This is a genomic window from Nostoc sp. UHCC 0251 (assembly GCF_034932245.1).
Classification (GTDB): Bacteria; Cyanobacteriota; Cyanobacteriia; order Cyanobacteriales; family Nostocaceae; genus Nostoc.
In genome coordinates, this window is sequence record NZ_JAYGHD010000327.1 from 1 (window position 1) to 20405 (window position 20405).

Annotated in this window: 18 protein-coding genes and 1 pseudogene; 10 read left to right on the forward strand and 9 right to left on the reverse strand. The window is 43.2% G+C overall.

The features are described 5' to 3' along the window. Positions 1-358: 358 nt before the first annotated feature. The 6 genes from VB740_RS26975 to VB740_RS27000 form a co-directional block, all read right to left on the reverse strand. On the reverse strand, positions 359-895 hold the full coding sequence (locus tag VB740_RS26975) for a universal stress protein (RefSeq protein WP_323202953.1): 537 nt from the start codon (positions 893-895) through the stop codon (positions 359-361). 1029 nt (positions 896-1924) lie between these two features. Beyond that, entirely contained in the window at positions 1925-3568 is a 1644-nt protein-coding gene (locus VB740_RS26980; protein ID WP_323202930.1) for an acetolactate synthase large subunit, read from the reverse strand. A gap of 96 nt (positions 3569-3664) precedes the next feature. Then, entirely contained in the window at positions 3665-5032 is a 1368-nt protein-coding gene (locus tag VB740_RS26985; RefSeq protein ID WP_323202931.1) for an NAD-dependent succinate-semialdehyde dehydrogenase, read from the reverse strand. A 241-nt stretch (positions 5033-5273) separates the two neighbouring features. Beyond that, positions 5274-6926: an adenylate/guanylate cyclase domain-containing protein gene (locus VB740_RS26990; RefSeq protein ID WP_323202932.1), complete on the reverse strand. Its 1653-nt coding sequence runs from the start codon at positions 6924-6926 to the stop codon at positions 5274-5276. 478 nt (positions 6927-7404) lie between these two features. Then, entirely contained in the window at positions 7405-8286 is an 882-nt protein-coding gene (gene ylqF, locus VB740_RS26995; protein ID WP_323202933.1) for a ribosome biogenesis GTPase YlqF, read from the reverse strand. A gap of 31 nt (positions 8287-8317) precedes the next feature. Continuing rightward, positions 8318-8701: a VOC family protein gene (locus tag VB740_RS27000; RefSeq protein WP_323202934.1), complete on the reverse strand. Its 384-nt coding sequence runs from the start codon at positions 8699-8701 to the stop codon at positions 8318-8320. A gap of 273 nt (positions 8702-8974) precedes the next feature. Here VB740_RS27000 and VB740_RS27005 point away from each other — a divergent pair, with 273 nt between their 5' ends. The 4 genes and pseudogenes from VB740_RS27005 (at position 8975) to VB740_RS27020 (ending at position 12371) form a co-directional block, all read left to right on the forward strand. Continuing rightward, entirely contained in the window at positions 8975-11032 is a 2058-nt protein-coding gene (locus VB740_RS27005; protein ID WP_323202935.1) for an SUMF1/EgtB/PvdO family nonheme iron enzyme, read from the forward strand. A 514-nt stretch (positions 11033-11546) separates the two neighbouring features. Next, positions 11547-11818: pseudogene (locus VB740_RS27010) on the forward strand (hypothetical protein). 48 nt (positions 11819-11866) lie between these two features. Then, entirely contained in the window at positions 11867-12145 is a 279-nt protein-coding gene (locus VB740_RS27015; RefSeq protein ID WP_323202936.1) for a BrnT family toxin, read from the forward strand. After that, on the forward strand, positions 12126-12371 hold the full coding sequence (locus tag VB740_RS27020; RefSeq protein WP_323202937.1) for a hypothetical protein: 246 nt from the start codon (positions 12126-12128) through the stop codon (positions 12369-12371). Before VB740_RS27015 ends, VB740_RS27020 begins: the two co-directional genes overlap by 20 nt. Here the strand turns inward: VB740_RS27020 and VB740_RS27025 are convergent. After that, the gene (locus VB740_RS27025; RefSeq protein WP_323202938.1) at positions 12368-12508 is read right to left on the reverse strand and encodes a hypothetical protein; all 141 of its coding nucleotides are present in this window, start codon (positions 12506-12508) and stop codon (positions 12368-12370) included. The genes VB740_RS27020 and VB740_RS27025 overlap by 4 nt on opposite strands. 61 nt (positions 12509-12569) lie before the next feature. Between VB740_RS27025 and cbiD the strand changes: the two genes are divergently transcribed. The 3 genes from cbiD to VB740_RS27040 all read left to right on the forward strand — a co-directional run bounded on the left by cbiD (position 12570) and on the right by VB740_RS27040 (position 16351). Beyond that, positions 12570-13682 carry a cobalt-precorrin-5B (C(1))-methyltransferase CbiD gene (gene cbiD / locus VB740_RS27030; protein ID WP_323202939.1) on the forward strand — a complete coding sequence of 371 codons (1113 nt, stop codon included), beginning with the start codon at positions 12570-12572 and terminating at the stop codon, positions 13680-13682. A 224-nt stretch (positions 13683-13906) separates the two neighbouring features. Then, positions 13907-15526, forward strand: a complete 1620-nt coding sequence (guaA, locus tag VB740_RS27035; RefSeq protein ID WP_323202940.1) for a glutamine-hydrolyzing GMP synthase — start codon at positions 13907-13909, stop codon at positions 15524-15526. Between the two features lie 420 nt (positions 15527-15946). Then, positions 15947-16351: a response regulator gene (locus VB740_RS27040; RefSeq protein WP_323202954.1), complete on the forward strand. Its 405-nt coding sequence runs from the start codon at positions 15947-15949 to the stop codon at positions 16349-16351. Between the two features lie 81 nt (positions 16352-16432). Here VB740_RS27040 and VB740_RS27045 read toward each other — a convergent pair whose 3' ends face one another. Then, positions 16433-17335, reverse strand: coding sequence for a cation diffusion facilitator family transporter (locus tag VB740_RS27045; RefSeq protein WP_323202941.1), 903 nt, complete (start codon positions 17333-17335; stop codon positions 16433-16435). 535 nt (positions 17336-17870) lie between these two features. On the opposite strand from VB740_RS27045, the gene VB740_RS27050 reads away from it, so the two are divergent. From VB740_RS27050 to VB740_RS27060, 3 genes are all read left to right on the forward strand, one after another. After that, on the forward strand, positions 17871-18143 hold the full coding sequence (locus VB740_RS27050; RefSeq protein ID WP_323202942.1) for an SDR family NAD(P)-dependent oxidoreductase: 273 nt from the start codon (positions 17871-17873) through the stop codon (positions 18141-18143). After that, complete coding sequence (locus tag VB740_RS27055; protein WP_323202943.1) at positions 18130-18393, forward strand: SDR family oxidoreductase; 264 nt, start codon at positions 18130-18132, stop codon at positions 18391-18393. The genes VB740_RS27050 and VB740_RS27055 overlap by 14 nt, the downstream gene beginning before the upstream one ends. Positions 18394-18577: 184 nt before the next feature. Next, positions 18578-18931, forward strand: a complete 354-nt coding sequence (locus VB740_RS27060; protein WP_190911530.1) for a hypothetical protein — start codon at positions 18578-18580, stop codon at positions 18929-18931. 519 nt (positions 18932-19450) lie between these two features. Here VB740_RS27060 and VB740_RS27065 read toward each other — a convergent pair. Continuing rightward, a complete protein-coding gene (locus VB740_RS27065) occupies positions 19451-19687 on the reverse strand; it encodes a DUF4327 family protein (RefSeq protein WP_069073690.1) in 237 nt (78 codons plus the stop codon). Positions 19688-20405 lie beyond the last annotated feature (718 nt).

A 20405-nucleotide genomic window follows, 5' to 3' on the forward strand; every position in this document is an offset into this window, starting at 1 on the left:
AATGGCACGCTTGTTAAGCTGAAAGCTCGTCTGGGTTGGGTGTTGGGGGTAGGGTGTAGGTTCGGGAAACACTAAGAAAAGTAAATATGAGTGGGGATACAAATAAATTTCTGACTCACTACACCCGGCACCCGACACCCCACACCCAAAAGCCTTATATATAATGGGTTTGCCGTTATCAAGAGTGCCATTCGGTATTGTTCATAGATCCACTTTTCGCTCTCAACTCTATGCCTACGCTCAATTTTCGCCCAAGATCGTGCATTAAAGGAGCGGTTGTAGAGATTGAGAAAAATAGGTAGGCGAGAATAAACCAAATTCAGAGTTTGACTCGCTCAGATTTATGCAATGTTAGTAATTAGTTAACGTTTAAAGTGCTTGTAGTTTCTTTGACAGCTTCATCTGTTTTAGGAGCAACTGAAAGATGCACAACATGCACCGAACAAGAAGCATGGTGAAGAACATAGTTACTCACACTACCCAGAAATAGTTCCATCAGCCCAGAACGACCCCGACGCCCCATTACAATTAGGTCAGCGCCATAACTATGAGCTAAATCACAAATGATCCGGCCAGGATTACCAATATTTTGTGTAAATTCCGTAGTTACACCTGCTGTAGTAGCTTCGTCACAGAAAGATTGCAACATCTGGATTCCTTTATTTTTAAAGTCATCCCACTGCTTTTGGTATAAATCAAAGCTTTGACTACTCAATCCCGGATAGTAGTCAAAATTAGACAGCATAGGTACGTAAGGGCTACCCTCTTCTTCGGGAGATAAGACATGCAGTAGCATTAAGCTCGCTTGTGTTGACTTTGCTAAACCCAATGCTTCCTCAAAAACATGTTGTCCTATTAGCGAGCGATCTAATGCAACTAAAATCTTTTTAAACATCATAATAGACCTCCGGTGTTATTGGTAATTGGTCTTTACGGTTTCGGGTTTCCAGATGCTGGATTGTCAAAAACGACCAAACCCTCAACTATGTTTAGCAAGTTTTGAATCTTAAATTTCTTAAAGGTTTTCACTCCATATTTATGTTTATAGCAAAATAATTTGAGGAACTTATGAAGAAAACATTTATCTTTGATTATCAGGGAGCATCCCGTTTTACAAGAAATATCTTTGGACGCTCACTCTAAATTCTTCTTTCAAGGTTGGGATAAGGGCTTTCAAACTGGCTTCAACTTCTGGCAAAATTGCCAGAGGGGACTAGGGGATGAGTACTAACACATGCTTTCAGTCAATTCGCTCTACTGCTTAACAATCGCACTTGAAGAATGAGGGGTGCGATCGCAACACAATTGCAGATACAATTATCAGTCTGTTGGAACGCTTATGGTTAAAATTTTTATCACTTTGCTTGATTCAGTGTCTTCCACTCTCAAAAACTCATGTAATTCTTCGATAGTGAGTGAAGCATGGTAAATATTAGGTTCGATTTTATAGACTCCCAAAAAAGAGGCGATCGCTTCTTTAAGCTGCTTGATTGCTGCTTCTTGATTTATCCCTTGTCTTACTAGTCCATTTTCTAAGCATAAAGCAACCCAATAATCTGCACTCTTTCACAAAACTGTTGTGTATAAGTCCATAAATATTTATTAGTGAGACACATGTTGTGCCCCTACCCATGTACTTCATTTACCTGAAATATGCTGTATCTATAAGTGAAGTGAAGTGGTGTGTTAGTTGTGTCACGCCACCACTAAAACACTAAAGAAGTAGAAATTAATAGGACTTACGCAAAACTATACGCTGTAGGGGCAATACCCTGCGGGAAGCCTTCGGCTACATGAATTGCCCCTACCAGAGAATAAGGGTTTCGGCTGTTGTTTGCGTAAGTCCTGATTAATAAGGAGTTAGCAATAAATAACTCCTAACTCCTAACTCTTATACAGATGCGATTAATCGCGTCTCTGCTTTTTACACCGCGCAACTCAACTCGCCGGCTTTTTGACTAAAGCGGTGATTCTCCCGATAATCTACGGGACAATCTATCACCGCAGGTACATCTTGAGCGAGAGCTTCTTTCAAAGTGGGAATTAAATCTAGAGCCGATTCAACTCGGTAGCCTTTCAAACCCATACTTTCGGCATATTTAACAAAATCAGGATTGCTAAAATGCACAAAAGATGAGTTTCCTTTGCCAAAGTGATTTTCTTGCTTCCACTCAATTAATCCATAGCCACCATCATTGAAAATTATGGTGACAAAGGGCGTTCCGACACGCAAGGCTGTTTCTAATTCCTGAGAATTCATCATAAAGCCGCCATCGCCTGTGACAGCAACGACTTTGCGGTTGGGATGAACAAGTTTTGCTGCTAAAGCGCCAGGAATGGCAATACCCATAGCTGCGAAGCCGTTGGAAATTATGCAAGTATTGGGGCTATGGCAATGATAATGACGGGCCATCCACATTTTATGTGCGCCAACATCAGAGATGACGATATCATCTGGGCCCATCACTTGCCGTAAGTCATAAATTAGCTTTTGCGGCTTAATTGGAAATCCGTCATCATGGGCATATTGTTCGTAATCAGCCCGAATCTCTGACCTTAAGCTAATGGCAAAAGGATCGGGTTTACCTTGTCGGTCTGCTAATTTTAAAATTTCATAAAGAGAATCTGAAATATCTCCCACTACTTCGGCGTTAGGAATATAACTACTATCAATCTCCGCCGGACTTACCCCAATATGTACAATGGGAATTTCACCATTACGATTCCATTTTTTGGGGGAAAACTCAATCAAATCATAGCCGATCGCAATTACTAAATCTGTGTTATCAAAGCCACAGGTAATATAATCTCTTTGCTGTAATCCCACTGACCACAAAGCTAATTGATGTGTGTAGGGAATAATGCCTTTACCCATGAAGGTATTGGCAACAGGTATATTCAGCAAGGTGGCAAATTGCGTTACGGCATCACTTGCTTGAGCGCGAATTGCCCCATTTCCTACTAAGATTAATGGGTTAACTGCTTGGCAAATTGCGGCTGCTGCTGCCCGAATGCTAGCAAAAGATGCATAGGTTTTTTCGCTATTATCTTTACGCAAAGGTTTGCCTTCGACGGGCATAGCAGCAATATTTTCTGGCAAATCGATGTGAACTGCACCAGGTTTTTCCGATTGCGATCGCTTAAATGCTTTTCGTACTACTTCTGGTGTGATACTGGGTCGTACAATCTGCTTATTCCACTTGGTAACAGGTGCAAACATTGCCACCAAATCTAAATATTGGTGGGATTCAATATGCATTCGGTCTGTTCCCACTTGACCGGTAATCGCCACTAAAGGCGCACCATCGAGGTTTGCATCCGCTACCCCAGTCATCAAGTTGGTTGCCCCAGGGCCAAGAGTAGAAAGACATACTCCGGCTTTTCCTGTTAAGCGTCCGTAGACATCGGCCATGAATGCTGCACCCTGTTCATGACGAGTTGTAATAAATTTAATGGAAGAATGTTTTAGCGCTTCCAAAACGTGCAGGTTTTCTTCACCAGGGAGTCCAAAAATATATTGCACTCCTTCATTTTCTAGGCACTGCACCAATAATTCTGCTGTATTCATTTTATTTCCTAACTATTTATTTTGTCATTTGTCCTCTGTCATTAGTCATTTGTCATTTTTTTGGCTAATGACCAATGACCAATGACTAATGACTAATCATTTAACCCACACGGTTTTAAGATTGACAAACTCATGTATACCCTGGATACTCAATTCTCTGCCATATCCAGAACGCTTGATGCCACCAAAGGGCAACCTGGGATCAGATTTGACCATACCGTTGATAAACACCGCACCTGCTTCGATTTCCTCAACCAAGCGATCGCATTCTTGGTCGTTGGTTGTCCAAGCACTTGCACCTAAGCCAAAGGGGCTGTCATTAGCGAGTTTAATGGCAGCATCGATATCTGGAACCCGGAATAACAAGGCTACCGGGCCAAAAAACTCTTCTTTGGCAATCGGTGCTTCAGGTGGAATATCTCTGATAATCGTTGGTGGATAAAAGTTCCCTGGACGATCTGATAAAGGATGTCCACCGGTGAGGACTTTACCACCGCTGCTAATAGCACCTTGCACTTGTTGATCTAAATCCTGGAGAATCCCAGGAGTTGCCAGTGGGCCTAAATCAGTATCTGGTTGCATGGGATCGCCTACTTTTAGCGCCTCAAATTTTTCTAAAAGCAATTTTTCAAATTTATCTGCGATCGCATCTGCGACAATAAAACGTTTCGCTGCAATACATGATTGCCCGTTATTTAACATCCGCGCTGTAGTAGCTGTGACAACTGCTGTCTCTAAGTCAGCACTTTCTAACACAATAAACGGGTCACTTCCTCCTAATTCCAAAACTGTTTTTTTAATTTGTTTGCCGGCGGCGACGGCGAGGGATGCACCTGCTGGTTCGCTTCCGGTCAAGGTAGCAGCTTTTACGCGGTCATCAGCCATTAAATCGGCAACTTTAGCAGCGCCGATTAATAGAGTTTGAAACGCACCTTCAGGAAAACCTGCGCGTCGGATAATATCTTCGATTGCCAAGGCGCACTGCGGCACGTTGGAAGCGTGTTTGAGTAAGCCGACATTTCCCGCCATGAGGGCTGGTGCGGCAAAACGGAATACTTGCCAGAAGGGGAAATTCCACGGCATCACCGCGAGAATTGCACCCATTGGTTGATAACGTACAAAACTCTGGCTAGCATCAGTTTTTACACTGACATCAGCCAAGAAAGCCGGGGCATGTTCAGCATAGTAGCGACAGACGGCGGCGCATTTTTCGACTTCCGCGATCGCAGCTTTAAATGGCTTACCCATTTCCAGAGTCATCAACTTCGCAAATTCTGCTTTGTCTTGCTCTAAAATATCAGCAGCTTTTTGCAGCCACTGCGATCGCTCAGAAAAACTAGTCTGACGATACTTTTCAAAAGTCTGATTAGCTAAATCGAGTTTAGCGGCAATTTCTGCATCGTTGAGTGGCTCAAAGGTTTTGAGCGTTTCCCCAGTGGCGGGATTAATGGTGGCGATCGCCATTACCTAACCTCCCGTTAAAAAATAGCTTGACTGTTGGCTTCCTAGTGTTACACAGATCAATTTTGGAAGCTACTACCCAAATTCTAGTCTTTTAACCCAGAAGTAGTTGCTAGATATTACAGTTTTGCAATTATTTTTGAAACAAAATATACATCTTAGCTATGTATTTATCTTGATAAATTTGTCATTAGTTATTCTCCCCCTGCCCAATGCCCAATCCCCAATGCCCAATGCCCAATCCCTAAAGATTCATGATTGGAGCAATAATTGTTGGTACTGACTGCAATTTTGTCTGATAAACCTTAACTAATCGCTCAATACCTTTGAAACGATAATCTCCCATTTCTTGGAAGTCAGAGGGTTGTGAAAGCATTTTATGGGTGGCTTGACTAATCACGCATTCACTAGGCGGACAAACTGCTTCCATCCGAGCCGCAAGATTAATCGTCGCGCCTAATGCCGTATAATCTACCCTTTGGGAACTACCAACATCTCCCACAACAGCCTTACCGCTATTAATCGCAATGCGTAATTGCAGGGGTTCGTGCCAAAAACCATTGGCATTAAGATGTTCGAGACGAGTGAGCATTCCCTTCGCAGCTGCAACAGCGCGATCGGCATGATCTGGTTGCGGTTCTGGAGCGCCAAAAAATGCCATAATACAATCGCCAATATATTTATCTAAAGTGCCGCCGCAACCAAACACTTCTTTTAGCATTTCTTCAAATAAATTATTTAATAATTGAGCGATCGCAGTTGGCGTTAACCGTTCAGAAATTGCCGTAAAGCCAACTAAATCTGCAAACAAAATACTGATTTCGCTCTCGGTGGGAGCTAAACGGCCACCCGGTAATCCGCCTACAGATATCAACTGCTGCACAACTGCTGGAGAATGATAGCGTTCTAGTCGGTGACGAATCATCTCTTCAGTTTTGAGTTTCTCTACCAGTAGCCAACGCTGCACGCTAGAAGCTACAAGGTTTGCTAAAGCTGAAAAAAAGCTGAGTTCTTCCTCACCTTCATTTGCCCAATGGTAAGAAGAAAGATTGGCATCGGCATACAGGACGCCCACAACTTTATTTTCATCCCATAAAGGCACTGCCATCGCGCTGCGAATGCCTTTGACCAAAATACTCTGTTCACTAGCAAACCGTTCATCCTGATGGGTGTCGGCGGTTTGAATGACAACTTTTTCGTCAAATACTTTTTGACAGATACTACGACTAATCCAACTACCATCAGAAGGGAGATATTTTTGTTGGGAAACATTTCTAGTGGCAGCATTCACTAGTTCTAATTGACCGCAACCATTAACATCAATTAATAATGCCAAGCGATCAATACTATCAAGGTAACGAAAAACCACTTGCTGCACCTGAGAAAAAATCTCTTCTATGGACGCTGCCGCACAGAGATTTTTAGCTATATCCACTAAGTCTTTGAGACGGGCAATGGTTTTATCCTTATTGCTGATGTTGCCATCCTTGCTATCAGCTGCGATCCATTGCTGTTGTAATTGTTCGACATTGTGAAGGATCGTTCTTTGCTCATTATTTTCCGAACTTCCGGGATACTCAGGTGTCGATTGGGAAACAGGGCTTGTGAGCAGCACTACCAGGCTGACATTGCCCAGCCAGATGATATCGCCGTGATGCAACTCTTGGGGAAAGTTAACAAGATATTTATTTACTTGCGTCCCGTTTTTGCTGCCCAGATCCTCAATAGTCCACGCACCATCAGCCGTTTTCACAAGCCGGGCATGGTTGCGAGATACTCCAGCAAAAGGTAAGTACAGGTTACATTCCGGTAAACGACCAATTGTGAATATATCTTGATCAACTGTGATCGTTGTCTTGGTATCTCCCTCTTGTAGGCATAGCGTGAGTTCAGTCATGAGTGTGATAGATCCATCGAAGCTAGAGGTGCAAGCAACTCTAAGGTAAGTTATACCCTACAGGTTAACCTTCACCTTTTCTTTATGACACTGTTAACTGCATTCCGACAACTGTATGTGACGTATATTACATTGAATCAGGTCATTTTGCTGTAGATTTAGTTTAGAGGGGGTTGGAATCCTTTGTGAAGGGGAGCCACCAAATTTTCAACTTGTGGCAGATGTGAAGCGCGATCGCCTAATGCTTCATTGGATTATCTTTGCCCAATACCGAGCGATCGCAATATTGTACCGTATTATTACACAGTAGCCATTATACACAGGAACAGGTGGCGTTTTGACCTATTACTTCCACCTGCTGATCTTGTTGCTTGTTCGTTCCCTCAACCCTTTATTGGGTCAGAAGCCCCGTCAAGAGCGATGGTTGTGTAACAGCTGCCCTATTGCCTATTGCCTGTTGCCTCTTGCCTGCTTATATCTAATTAGGCGGTAATTCCAAACTCAGTTCACCCAATAAACCCTTACGAAAGTCTGTTAAAAGTTGCCTTGCAGCTCGCTCTATATCACCTTTGTAACGATGCTCCGCTAAGGCGTGTAAATAGGTATCTCCGGTGTCTGGTGTCGAATCGAGTTGGTAACGAGACTGTAATGGTTTCTTGGGTAATAAATCTCCTGCTACAGCATCCAAATAGTTGAGTAAATCCACTAGGGCTGCTGCTACTAGTTGGTTATCATAAGATGCTTCACCGATATCATCACAAATGGCTAATTTCAATGCTGCGTCTTGATCTTCTAATCTTAAAGGGATGACACCAGGAGCATCTAGCAATTCCAAATGTTCGGAAATTCGCACCCAGCGTAGTTGGCGAGTTACGCCAGGACGAGCTGCACTTTCCACGACTCGCTTTCCCAACAGGCGGTTAATTAAAGCTGATTTACCGACATTAGGAAAACCAATCACCACAGCCCGCACCGGACGAGGTAACATGCCGCGATCGCTTCTTCTTTGATTGAGTTCTACCCCGGCGGCTTGCGCTGCCCGCGCCACTTCTGCTATACCTTTACCATGTTGAGCGTTGGTAAAATAAGGGACTTCCCCTTGACGTTTAAACCAATCTATCCATAGCGATCGCATTTGTGGCGTAATCATATCTACTCGGTTAAGTATCAACACCCGCTTCTTACCCTCCACCCACTCACCTATTTGAGGATGGTGAGTTGCTAAGGGAATCCGGGCGTCTCGTACCTCAAACACCACATCTACGCGCTTCAGCTGTTCTTTTAGCTTCCTTTCAGCTTTAGCAATGTGGCCTGGATACCATTGAATTAGGTTTAATCTATAGTTTTGAGTTATAGCCATAATTAATTACCAAATAAATTCTTATTACTTATCAATTATCATCCACTGTGGCTTGATGTAGAATCAGACGATTGCCATCAGGGTCATAAGCATAAATTTCTCTGCCGTGGGAAGCAATGGAAATGTCACCTGGTGGGGGATAGCCCAAAGTTGTGAGATGAGCGATCGCATCTTCTAAGTTACTCACCTCTAAACACAAACTTATCTTACTTTTGGCGTTCCCTTCAAATTCCGATTCGTTTGTATTCTTTGGTTTAAAAATACCTAAACGCATACTAAGCAAATTAAACTCAGCATAGACATTCGGAATTACAATAACTGGCTTTTGCTCCAGCAATTTGGCATAGAAATTCACTAAATTATCACAATTAACCGATGCTATGGTGACAAATGCATTACTGTACTGGAAAACCATATTTGCCTATTGCCCTTTCAACTTTTAACTTAAATAGCATAGGCGGACAACAAGAAGTTATTTGTGGTATCCCTGTGAATTGGTGTAATTAGCGAGTTTGGAGGTAGCGAAGTGGAAAGTATTTTGGTGTTGGCGTAGGTTGAAAATACCGTATAACCTTGATCGCACGCACTGAGAGCATTATTTTTCGGAATCTCATGCCGAATTAGGCAGTTACGCCGTTGGAGAATAAATATAGGTACTTTATTCTTCTCAACAACTTCTTGGGGTCACATGGCAGAGGACGCAGTTAGAGTTTTTATTTCCTACTCCCACAAAGACGAACACTTGCGAGATAGTCTTGCAACTCATTTGAGTAACCTGCAATGGCAAGGCATTATCTTTAGCTGGCATGATCGCCAACTTACAGCCGGAACGGAGTGGGATGACAAGATTAAGACTGAGCTTGAGTCTGCTGATATTATTCTATTACTCATCAGTCCAGACTTTATTGCCTCCAAATACTGCCGTGACGTTGAAATTCCAATGGCGTTACAGCGCCATGAGTCAAAACAAGCGTATGTCGTTCCAGTCATTCTGCGCCCTTTTCGCTGGTCTGACGCACCTTTTGCCAAGCTACAAGCGTTTCCTAAAGATGCCAGAGCCGTAACGACCTGGGTAAACCAGGATGAGGCCTTTGTTAGCGTGGTAGAAGGCATCGAAACAGTAGCCCAGCAAATATTAGACTACCGCAAGCAGCAAGCAGAGCAGAAAAAGGTAATTCAGGCACAATATCTGCAAAAGGTTGAAGAGGTTCTTTCTGACGGCGTGATTTCGATTGTGGAACGAGACACGTTAGACGAACTTCGAGAATCGCTGGGTTTAACGCCAGAAGAGGCAAAGGAAATCGAAACTCGTGCGTATGAGCCTTACAGCAGAGTTCTGGAAAACCTGAATAAATATAAGCAAACACTCAACAAGTTAATTGAGAAGGGTTATTATCCTTTCAGCGAAGAGATTGAGAAGGATCTGGAAAATCGTCAGAGAGATTTGGGGCTAAAGCCTGAAGATGTCGATCGAATTTCCAAGCCAATTCTTGACCAAGCTGAGTTAGATTATCAAGCTAAAAGAAAACAGCTTGAAGTCGAGCAACTACAGTCGCTAGAGCAGCGTCGGCAGCAAGAGGAGTACGAAGCTAAGTTACAGCGTTATAGGCAGGAATTTTCCAGAGTCGTTGAAGTAGAATATCCACTCAGTCAGCCTGTTGTAGAGGGGTTGAAAAACTTTCAGCAGCAATTGGGACTTAAGAATGAAGATTGTGCCCAAATTGAGCGATCGATTCGTGAACCAGCAGAGGCAAGGTATCAGGAAAAACTGAAGCAGCAAGCTGAAGCAAAGCGGCAACGACAAATAGAACTGGAGCAGCAACGTAAGCAGGCAGAAGCAAAACATAAAGCTCAAGAACAAGCAGGAACTAGTCAAACCTCCAACCCTCAAAACAGTGCAGGTAATAAATTGCGGCGTTTTGAATTTGATGTCATTACTGTTGACAAACAAGGAGAAGAAAAAAGCCGCACTAGGAAGGCAGCAGAGTTTTTCTCTGAAGACTTGGGTAATGGGGTATTGCTAGAGATGATTAAGATTCCATCGGGAACCTTCCAGATGGGTTCACCGGAGGGTCAGGGAAACGATAACGAAAAGCCTCGACATGCTGTTAATGTGCCAGCTTTTTCGATGGGGAAATATCCTGTTACTCAGGCACAATGGCGGAGGGTTGCGGCTCTGCCCCAAATGGAGATCGCACTCAATGCCGAACCTTCAAATTTCAAGGGAGATAGCCGCCCCGTGGAACACGTTTCTTGGGATGAGGCTGTGGAATTTTGTCGGCGCTTGTCTGGCGTGACAGGGCGTCCATACCGCTTGCCGAGCGAAGCCGAATGGGAATATGCCTGCCGAGCCGGAACAACGACTGAATTTTATTTTGGAGAGACTCTGACACCAAAGCTAGCTCGGTGTAAAGCTAATTTTGGCATGGCTTTACTCACTATGTTTGGTGGAGAAACGACTTCTGTGGGTAACTACTTGCCCAATAGTTTCGGTTTGTACGATATGCACGGCAATGTTTACGAGTGGTGTGCCGATCACTGGCATGACAACTATGTAAGTGCGCCCACTGATGGCACAGCTTGGATAGTGAATGGAAATAGTGAAAAACGGATATTGCGGGGCGGTTCCTGTTACGATAATCCGGCGTTCTGTCGCGCTGCCAACCGCGGCTATAGCTCTCCCGCCTACCGCGACTACAATATGGGTTTTCGGGTTGTGTGTTCGGTTTTTCCAGGACTCTTTTAGCCCTTTACTCTCTTGCTCTTTTGCCCTCTACTCTTTATTTCTTTACACTTCTTTCACGCGAAGCGCGTTCAAAATTTTTTATATTTCTTCCATTCGCCATCAATAAATATTGCGCGATTCATCCCAAGGGTAACTAACTCCTACAATAGTTTATTGGGACAGGCATCGGTAAACGGGGCGGTTCCTGGAACAATAATCCGGCGAACTGTCGCGCTGCCAACCGCAACTATAACTCTCTCGCCTACCGCAACAACAATATCGGTTTTCGGGTTGTGTGTTTGGTTTTTCCAGCACTCTTCTACTGTCAGAACTGGACAATGGGAATTGTTCGGGCGTAGCCAGAAGAGTCCAGACCTGTTCCGGCGACAGAGATAACTTTGTCCGAAAATAAAACCAGGTCGGATAGCTTGGTAGGCGCAAGTCGAACAGTTATACGACCTATCTCATTAAAGATAAGGTCTAAATTGTAGTTCTAAAATAGAAAAATTAGAGGCGTGAACACGAGGCTATTTCTATGACAGTTCACCAACCCCGCTACAGCAAAGAAGAATTCGCTCGACGTGGCGATGAGATTTATGAACTCAGGTGCGCTCACAGGTTGAAGCAGATAATCATGGTAAGATTGTGGCGATAGACATCGAAACCGGAGCTTTTGAAGTCGATGCAAGTGAAATCGCAGCCTGCGATCGCCTCGAAGCCCGTTACCCAGAGGCTCAAATCTGGATTGTCCGCATTGGTTCTCGCCATGTTCGTCGATTCGGCGGACGCACGAAAAAAGCCGTATGATCGCCGGAATAGTCAACGCGGATTTGGAACCTCAGATATGATTTAGACATGGACTTTGAGTGGGATGAGTCAAAAGCAACAGCCAATCTAACAAAGCATGGTGTCAGCTTTGAAGAAGCTAAGACCGTCTTTGATAATGTACTGGCAGTTATTTTTGATGATGAAGCTCATTCAGTGGGTGAGAGGCGAGAGATTATTGTTGGGCACTCCCAAAACAATCGCTTGCTATTAATTTCTTTCACCGAACGTTCTAATGCCATTCGCATTATCAGTGCCCGTTTAGCCACTCCAAGGGAGCGTGAAGATTATGAACAAAACGCCTTTTGAGGAGTCACACAATTCAGATGACGAGCTTCTAGCTGAGTACCACTTTGATTATAAAAAGGCGAAGCCCAACCGCTTTGCTGCTCAAAGTAGAAAAAAGCAACTGCTAAAAGTTGTGGTTCTAGATGAAGATGTAGCTCAAGTTTTTACAACACCAGAATCGGTCAATAAGGTGCTAAGGGCACTAATTGAGTCAATGCCACAAGTTACAGACGGTGACACAGCTTAACAACCCCAGTGCAGCCGACGGATGAAAGTTGCTGGTGCTGAATTTAACCCCTGACCAGGAATGTTACCCTGAAAGAAGCAAGCTACAGATTGGTCTAAATTGCTGTCTGAAACTGTTTTCTCTACAAGACGCTGCACGTAGCAAGATCCCTGTAAGTGTAAAATTTTGAAGAATTCCTTTGACTTTTGAATTTACAAAATGTCCCGTTCTGGATACACACTCCCGGTATTTGCGTGCGCTGCTGCTGTTGCAGCTTTACATTGGTTACACGATCGCAAACCCCTAAGCATAGCCTCAGTAGATTTGATTGAACCTGCTCAAATCGCCGAAATCCCAATTGAACAGGTAGCAGGACTATCTGAAAATACAGCTTTAGCAATCACCCGCAGCGATCCTGGTGATAATCTCGATTTGACTAAAGATACACCGATTTGGGCGCTGGTGGAATGGAGAGAAGAGGGTGAGACTGTAATTATTAAAGGTGGGGAAGGAATTGGCAGACAGATGAATGCTGATGACAAGCCTGCTATTTATGCTTATGCTCAAAGGCTCTTAAAAGAAAACTTGCAACGGATGCTAGCGCCAGGTGAAAAAATCACGGTGACGATTATTTTACCCGAAGGGCGATCGCTAGCTGTTAGAACTTCCAATTCTGCTTTTGGTGTGGTTGAAGGACTTTCCCTTTTAGGTACAACTGGCATTTCTCAACCCTTAAGTACACCAGATCAGCTTGCAGTTTTTCGGGAGGAATTACAAAATAAAGCCAGTCGTTTTGAAAGTTTAGTATTCTGTATCGGGGAGAATGGCCTAGATTTGGCGCGTAAACTAGGGATTAATCCTGAACAATTGGTCAAAACTGCTAACTGGCTTGGCCCAATGTTAGTAGAAGCTGATGTGCTGGGCGTGAAAGAAATTTTATTATTTGGCTATCACGGTAAGCTGATGAAACTAGCCGGAGGGATTTTTCACACCCATCACTACTTGGCTGATGGACGGCGAGAAATTTTGTCAGCGCATTGTGCGATCGCAGGTTTAAAATCATCAGATATCCAAGCTGTGTTTAACAGTGCAACCGCCGAAGCCGCACTAACATATCTAAAATCGCTCGACGCTGCAACTGGTAGTGATTGGGTAAATCAAGTTTACAGTGCGATCGCCGAAGCCATCGATGTCCGTTCTAAAGAATACATCCAAAGCCATAGCGAAAAGGGCACAGGAGTAACAATTTGTGGCTCTATCCTCTTTGATCGCGATCGCAAAATTATCGTGAAGAGTAAAACTGGTGCTCTGTTAATGGGAAAATTATGTTAATTTATTATGAATAATCGTAAACAATTCAAATAAATAATTTTCTAAGTAACCACTCTAGGGTAAGTTTATCGTTTTAATACCATCTCCGACTCCCGGACTAGACAAACGCACATAACCTTGCGTTTGTAAAGGCTCTCTATACCATTATCAGCCTACCCAGGCTGAATAATAGCATCACCATAGACCACAAAGCATCTATCCTTAACAGACATAACACTCCCGTCATGAATACAGCGGTGATACCAACAGAACAAGCGCCCCAAACATTAGAAAATTTTGGGCGGCTTGATCGGCAATTGATTGTAATTTTGGACTTCGGCTCTCAATATTCTGAGTTGATTGCGCGTCGCATCCGCGAGACTCAAGTATACTCTGAAGTTTTGTCTTATCGTACTACTTCTGAACATTTGCGCCAACTCAATCCTAAGGGAATCATTCTCTCTGGTGGGCCGAGTTCGGTTTATGGTGATAACGCTCCCCATTGTGACCCAGAAATCTGGAATTTGGGAATACCCGTCTTGGGTGTTTGCTATGGGATGCAGTTAATGGTAAACCAACTCGGTGGCGAAGTGGCAAAGGCTGACCGAGGTGAGTATGGCAAAGCCTCATTATATATTGATGATCCCACAGATTTGCTCACTAACGTCGAAGATGGCACTACGATGTGGATGAGTCACGGAGACTCAGTTATCCAGATGCCATCAGGGTTTGAATTGCTGGCACATACAGAAAATACTCCCTGTGCTGCGATCGCTGACCACGAAAAGAAACTTTATGGCGTTCAGTTCCATCCAGAGGTGGTGCATTCTATTGGTGGAATAGCATTAATCCGTAATTTTGTCTACCACATCTGCGATTGCGAACCCACTTGGACAACAGCGGCTTTTGTTGAAGAGGCAATTCGAGAAATTCGCGCCAGAGTTGGTGAAAAACGGGTGCTGTTAGCGCTGTCTGGTGGGGTGGATTCTTCTACCCTGGCTTTCTTGTTGTATAAAGCCATTGGTGATCAATTAACTTGTGTGTTTATCGATCAAGGCTTCATGCGAAAGTATGAACCAGAGCGATTAGTAAAGCTGTTCCAAGAGCAGTTTCACATTCCTGTAGAGTATGTAAATGCTCGCGATCGCTTTTTAGCTAAAGTTGCTGATATCACAGATCCCGAAGAAAAACGCCGCCGCATCGGACACGAATTTATCAGTGTATTTGAGGAAACATCCAAACGCCTTGGTCACTTTGATTATCTAGCTCAAGGGACTCTTTATCCAGATGTCATCGAATCCGCTGACACCAACGTTGATCCCCAAACTGGTGAGCGGGTAGCGGTGAAAATTAAGAGTCATCACAATGTTGGCGGTTTACCCAAAGACCTAAGATTTAAATTGGTGGAACCACTGCGGAAACTATTTAAAGATGAAGTCCGCAAACTTGGGCGTTCCATTGGTTTGCCAGAAGAAATTGTCCAACGGCAACCTTTTCCCGGGCCTGGTTTAGCAATTCGCATCCTGGGGGAAGTCACATCTGAGCGGTTAAACATTTTGCGCGATGCCGATTTGATTGTGCGGCAAGAAATTAACCAACGCGGCATGTATCATGATTTTTGGCAAGCATTTGCTGTATTGCTGCCAATTCGTAGTGTTGGCGTTATGGGGGATCAACGCACTTACGCTTACCCGATTGTTTTGCGGATTGTTACCAGTGAAGATGGCATGACTGCTGATTGGGCGAGAGTGCCTTACGATGTACTAGAAGTGATTTCCACGCGGATTGTGAATGAGGTGAAAGGAGTGAATCGCGTGGTTTATGACATTACCTCTAAGCCGCCTGGAACCATTGAATGGGAGTAATCAAGTTTTGAGTTGACTTAAATAAAAGCTCATTACTCTTTCCGATAATTCAGATTCTTTGCAGTAGTTGAGATTCACATATTTCAAAATGGCAATGCCGACCTGACTCTTTTTCAGTTTTGGCATTGTCTATTTTTTGAATAAGCTTTTCCATTAGCAAAATAATTTTCAACTGCAAATATTCGCAAAATTTATTTTTTAAATATCAATAAATTTAAACACTAACATAATTTTATCCAGTCCCTAATTAAAAATGCCAGCGAACAATTAAGCATCGATTGGATAGTGGCTGGACAAATGGAATTATTGTCTAGGAAAATAGGCGCGATCGCAGTAAAATTACCAATGGTGTGGTCATTGAGAAAAAACCAGCAGCTCATTATAAATAACTTTGATTTGATAAACATTAATGGAGATGTTATGGAACCTCCTCTCCCCCTTGCTGGCTTAAACATCCTTGTAGTTGATGATGATGACGATAGCCGCTTTTACATTACTACTGTCTTAGAAGCTGATGGAGCAACCGTTATGGCAGTTGCATCAGCAGCGGTAGCATTGAAAGTACTACCTGAATTGCAACCAGATGTATTGATTTGTGATATTGCTATGCCTGGTGAAGATGGGTACACCCTTATCCGCAAGATTCGGGCATTAAAGCCTGATATTTGGGGAAAGCTCCCCGCGATCGCCTTAACTGCATATGGCGATAGCGAGTATCGTAGCCGTGCCTTGGAAGCAGGCTTTCAGACTCATGTGGCTAAACCGGTTGATCCAGGAGAACTAGTTGCGATCGTTGCTAACTTGCTTGATTCTTATAAGAGTTAACGCAAAGATGCAGTTATTTGTGGGTCTTTAAAATGCGCTGCTTTACATCTGAATACAGGGCGTGGTTTTAAATTGCTTAGATTATTTCGCTTCAGTTTCAAAGCTAATTTGCTCAGATTTATATGCTGGTGGCTCGACGTGAATTAAAATCCTCACTGGACGGAACCGTTGTTCTAATCGACTTTCTACTTCTTCGGTGATTTGATGGGCGGTTTCTACGTCTGGTGCATCTACTATTAAATGCATTTCAATGAAGACTTGCCGACCAAGAACACCGCGAGAAGCGATCGCATGACAGTTAATTACACCTGGAACAGAAGTAGCGATCGCATGAATTACTTCTGGTGCGATCGCCATTTGATCCACAAGCCAAGGCAAATTCTCTTTTAAAACTGACCAACCACTCCAAAATACTAACAAGGCGACAGGAAAAGCTAACACCAGATCCATCCATTGGTAACCGAGCCAAACTCCTATCAAACCACCAATTACAGAGATTGTTACCCAAATATCGCTCATCGTATGTGTAGCATCAGCTATAAGAATTGAGCTACCTACCCGCCTACCCACACTACGTTCGTAAAAGGCCACAAAAATATTCACGCCCAGCACAATTAGTAATAACCACAGCTCAGGTGGTGATATTTTCACAGGTTCACTACCTTTGAGAATTCGCTCGATTGCCCCTTGCAGAATTTCAAAACAGGCTATTCCTAAAAATGAAGCAATTCCTAATGCCCCCACAGCTTCAAATTTGCTGTGTCCGTAGGGATGCTCGCGATCGGGTTGTGGAGAAGAAAATTTACTTGCAATTAATCCTAAAACGTTATTGGCGCTATCTGTCACACTATGCAAGGCATCAGCTAGCAAACTCAACGAACCTGTCCAGTAACCCACAAGTGCTTTCAATCCCATTACAAACAGGTTGAGCAGTAGGGTAATAATTAAAACCTTTCGCACTTCGGCACGGTTATCGTAAATCATAGATAATTTATCACATCAAGTTCTATGTCTTCTAATGTAGAACTCAAAATACAAATAAACACAAATAAACTGTATCAAAGTCTTACGCAGTAAGAATTAAGTCTCTCTATAGTCCCTATGTTTTGTACCATTTTGTTGAGATTATTTATAACTAACAGCAGCTACAAGCTTTATAGGTATTAGTAATGTCTTTACAGATAACAGCAGATGTTTAGCATTAATTACAGAAATATTTTAATTAATTTTGTTATTCATACATCCACTTAATCCAGACCTAATTGTATTCAAAGAGATGATGACGACCATCAGTAATCTCTACTTGCTGAGGATAAATGACAAACTTAATGGGTGTTATTTACTACCTTGTAATGAGTAAACCTAGAGGTCAGTTTTTACATTCCCCTCACTAAAAATAAATTAACAAGCCAGAGGGATGAGTGAACATTTGATACTCTTACAAGTTTGAGTAAGAACTTGAGCCATATAATTCCAAAGGTCAATTTCCCTCAGACGGCAAGTTTGAATCAGGAATACTATGAGTACCAAAAAACTTACAGGTAAGGTGGCATTGGTAACAGGCGGCTCACGCGGTCTGGGAGCGGCGATCGCCAAACGTCTCGCGGACGATGGTGCAAATGTCGCCCTCACCTACACTAGCTCACCGCAAAAAGCCGACGAGGTAGTGGTTGCCATTGAAGCGGCAGGTGGACAAGCCAAGGCTCTTCGCGCTGACAGTGCCAATGTCGAAGCGGTGAAAAACGCTGTTGCCGAGACGGTGAAAGTCTTTGGTCGCCTTGACATCCGCTAGTTTCACACGTGGTCTTGCCCGCGATCTTGGCCCTCGTGGCATCACGGTGAACAACATCCAACCTGGCCCAGTAGACACCGACATGAACCCAGCGGACGGTACCTTTGCCGACAGCATGAAAAGCATGACTGCCCTCCAGCGTTACGGCCGAAGCGAAGAAGTCGCCGGCATGGTTTCCTATCTCGCCAGTGCGGAAGCGGGTTTTGTCACCGGTGCGAGCCTGAAGATTGATGGTGGTTTCACAGCCTAATTCAGCAGCCCCAGAAAAATTAACAAAAGTCCGATCATGCAAATTTGTCTGACGAGGATGCCAGCGCCAATGCAAACCTGAGGCGCATCCTCGAAAAAGTTGGCTTCGCCGCCGTCGATCTCGGCGGCTTCGTCTCTTCTTCCGGTAATATTAGTACTTATCAAGAAGTTTTAATAAAAAACATATGTCTTCAACTCCTCTAACATTGAACCTAATTGAAGGTTCTGTCTCTTTCAGTTTTTCACCCCAAGCAGCACGAGAATTAAAGACAGCGACGGATCAACTGATGGAGCGCCTGAAAGCTGTCGCCGCTAAACCCACTCCTGGCGGCGGTAAAGTCACTCCCCAGCCTCCCCTGGAATATCGTTATACGGGTGAAGTATTTTTAGAAATTTTCTGCAATCCTAATATCTGGCCAACGCCCTTCGCAGCCAAAGTTTTGCTAACTGTCCGCAACGTTAACATCCGCTTGACTACTGAAGCTGAACTTACCCGAATTATTGAAGACATAAATCAGTATTTAGAGCAAGTAGGATAATAGCTCACGTGATTTTTCTAAGCTTTTCAAGATTTTTTAAGAAAAAATACTATAAAAATTTTGGATTTTGCGAAAATTTAGCCAGTTGCTTGCGGAGGTTCTCCCCATTGTCGCAGCTGGTGTAGGTTAGCCGAACTTAGCAAACTTTTCAAGACGGGTTTAGGCTTTGAACAGCAAGTAGACTATCGCTTACTTCGGGGAAGCAATGCAATTGAGAGCCAATAGTGAAGTTCCTACACTTACCTATCGAAGAAATGTAGGAACGTCACAGAATCTACATACTAAACTCAAGCTGTAGCACCAGATATACAGAACAAATGGTTCTAATGCCTCATGTAACTTGAAAAGTTGTATAAATTCAGGCTCAAATGCTTCTAGATTAATGAAAAACGCAAGATTCTATATGGGGCAATGCTCATCAAAAACCAGAGATTATCCCCCAGATTGGGCGTAGGATCGTTGATTGTGACATCCACACATCGAAAATGAACCCCCAATCCCAAACCCTAAATCAAAGATTTAGTCGTTGTCCCACTGTTCACGACCGATGAGGTCGCCAATGCGATCGCGTAACAAAAAGTCACATTTCTCTAATTCACATTCAACGCAAACCCACTCTCTCGCTGGAATGTATTGGCAGAGGGTATATATTGGCTGTTGTCTGCTAATCATTCCCTTTTGCACCAGTCGACGTGCTTCGTCTTGAATCACATCTAGAGAGTAGTAATTGATAGAAGGCACCGTATTCACACTCATGGTTTTTACTCACAAATTAACACTTACGATAGTGTTCCCGTTAATAATTAGGAACAAACATGACAGAATTTAGACTTGTGGCTAGGATTTTGTAGTTTGCTATACGGAACTGTTTTTATTTTGACGCTACATATCCTGAAATTATCTCAAGAAATGTTAAGAAAGTCAACGAATCCTGACATATAGCGAAAATCCGCTTTACAAAAAAAATTCCGAGTAGTTAACCTAACCTGCTAGGTAGCTGTATTATTTTTATTTCACAAGTCTGAAAGTCTTGCCATTACTGTCTTTAGGCAAGATTGAGTGGGTGGGAAGAATTCACATTTGCGTAGGCGTAGCCCGCCGCAGGCATCACTTAGATATCAAATAGTCATCTGAAAGCCGGATCTAGAACTGCTGGTATTTATCTAAGGGTAAACAACATAAGAATATTTGTCAGATACTAGGGTATAAACTGTAGCAAAACATAACGGGTAAAGTACACAAAGAAGGCTTTTACATAGCATCTGTTAATTATTTTTTAAGTAAAACCGTAATTATTTGGTTCTTTTCAGCACTAGTATCACACAGTTCTCTTTTGATTAACATCTGTAAGAAGGGTGGAGTAATAAGCTAATCGTCATTCGTTTTTCCAGACTGATTCGCTCGTAGTAAGCGGCTCGCGCCCTGGTTTTATGCAACTTAAATAAATGAGCTGACTAATTTGTAATCTGAAGGA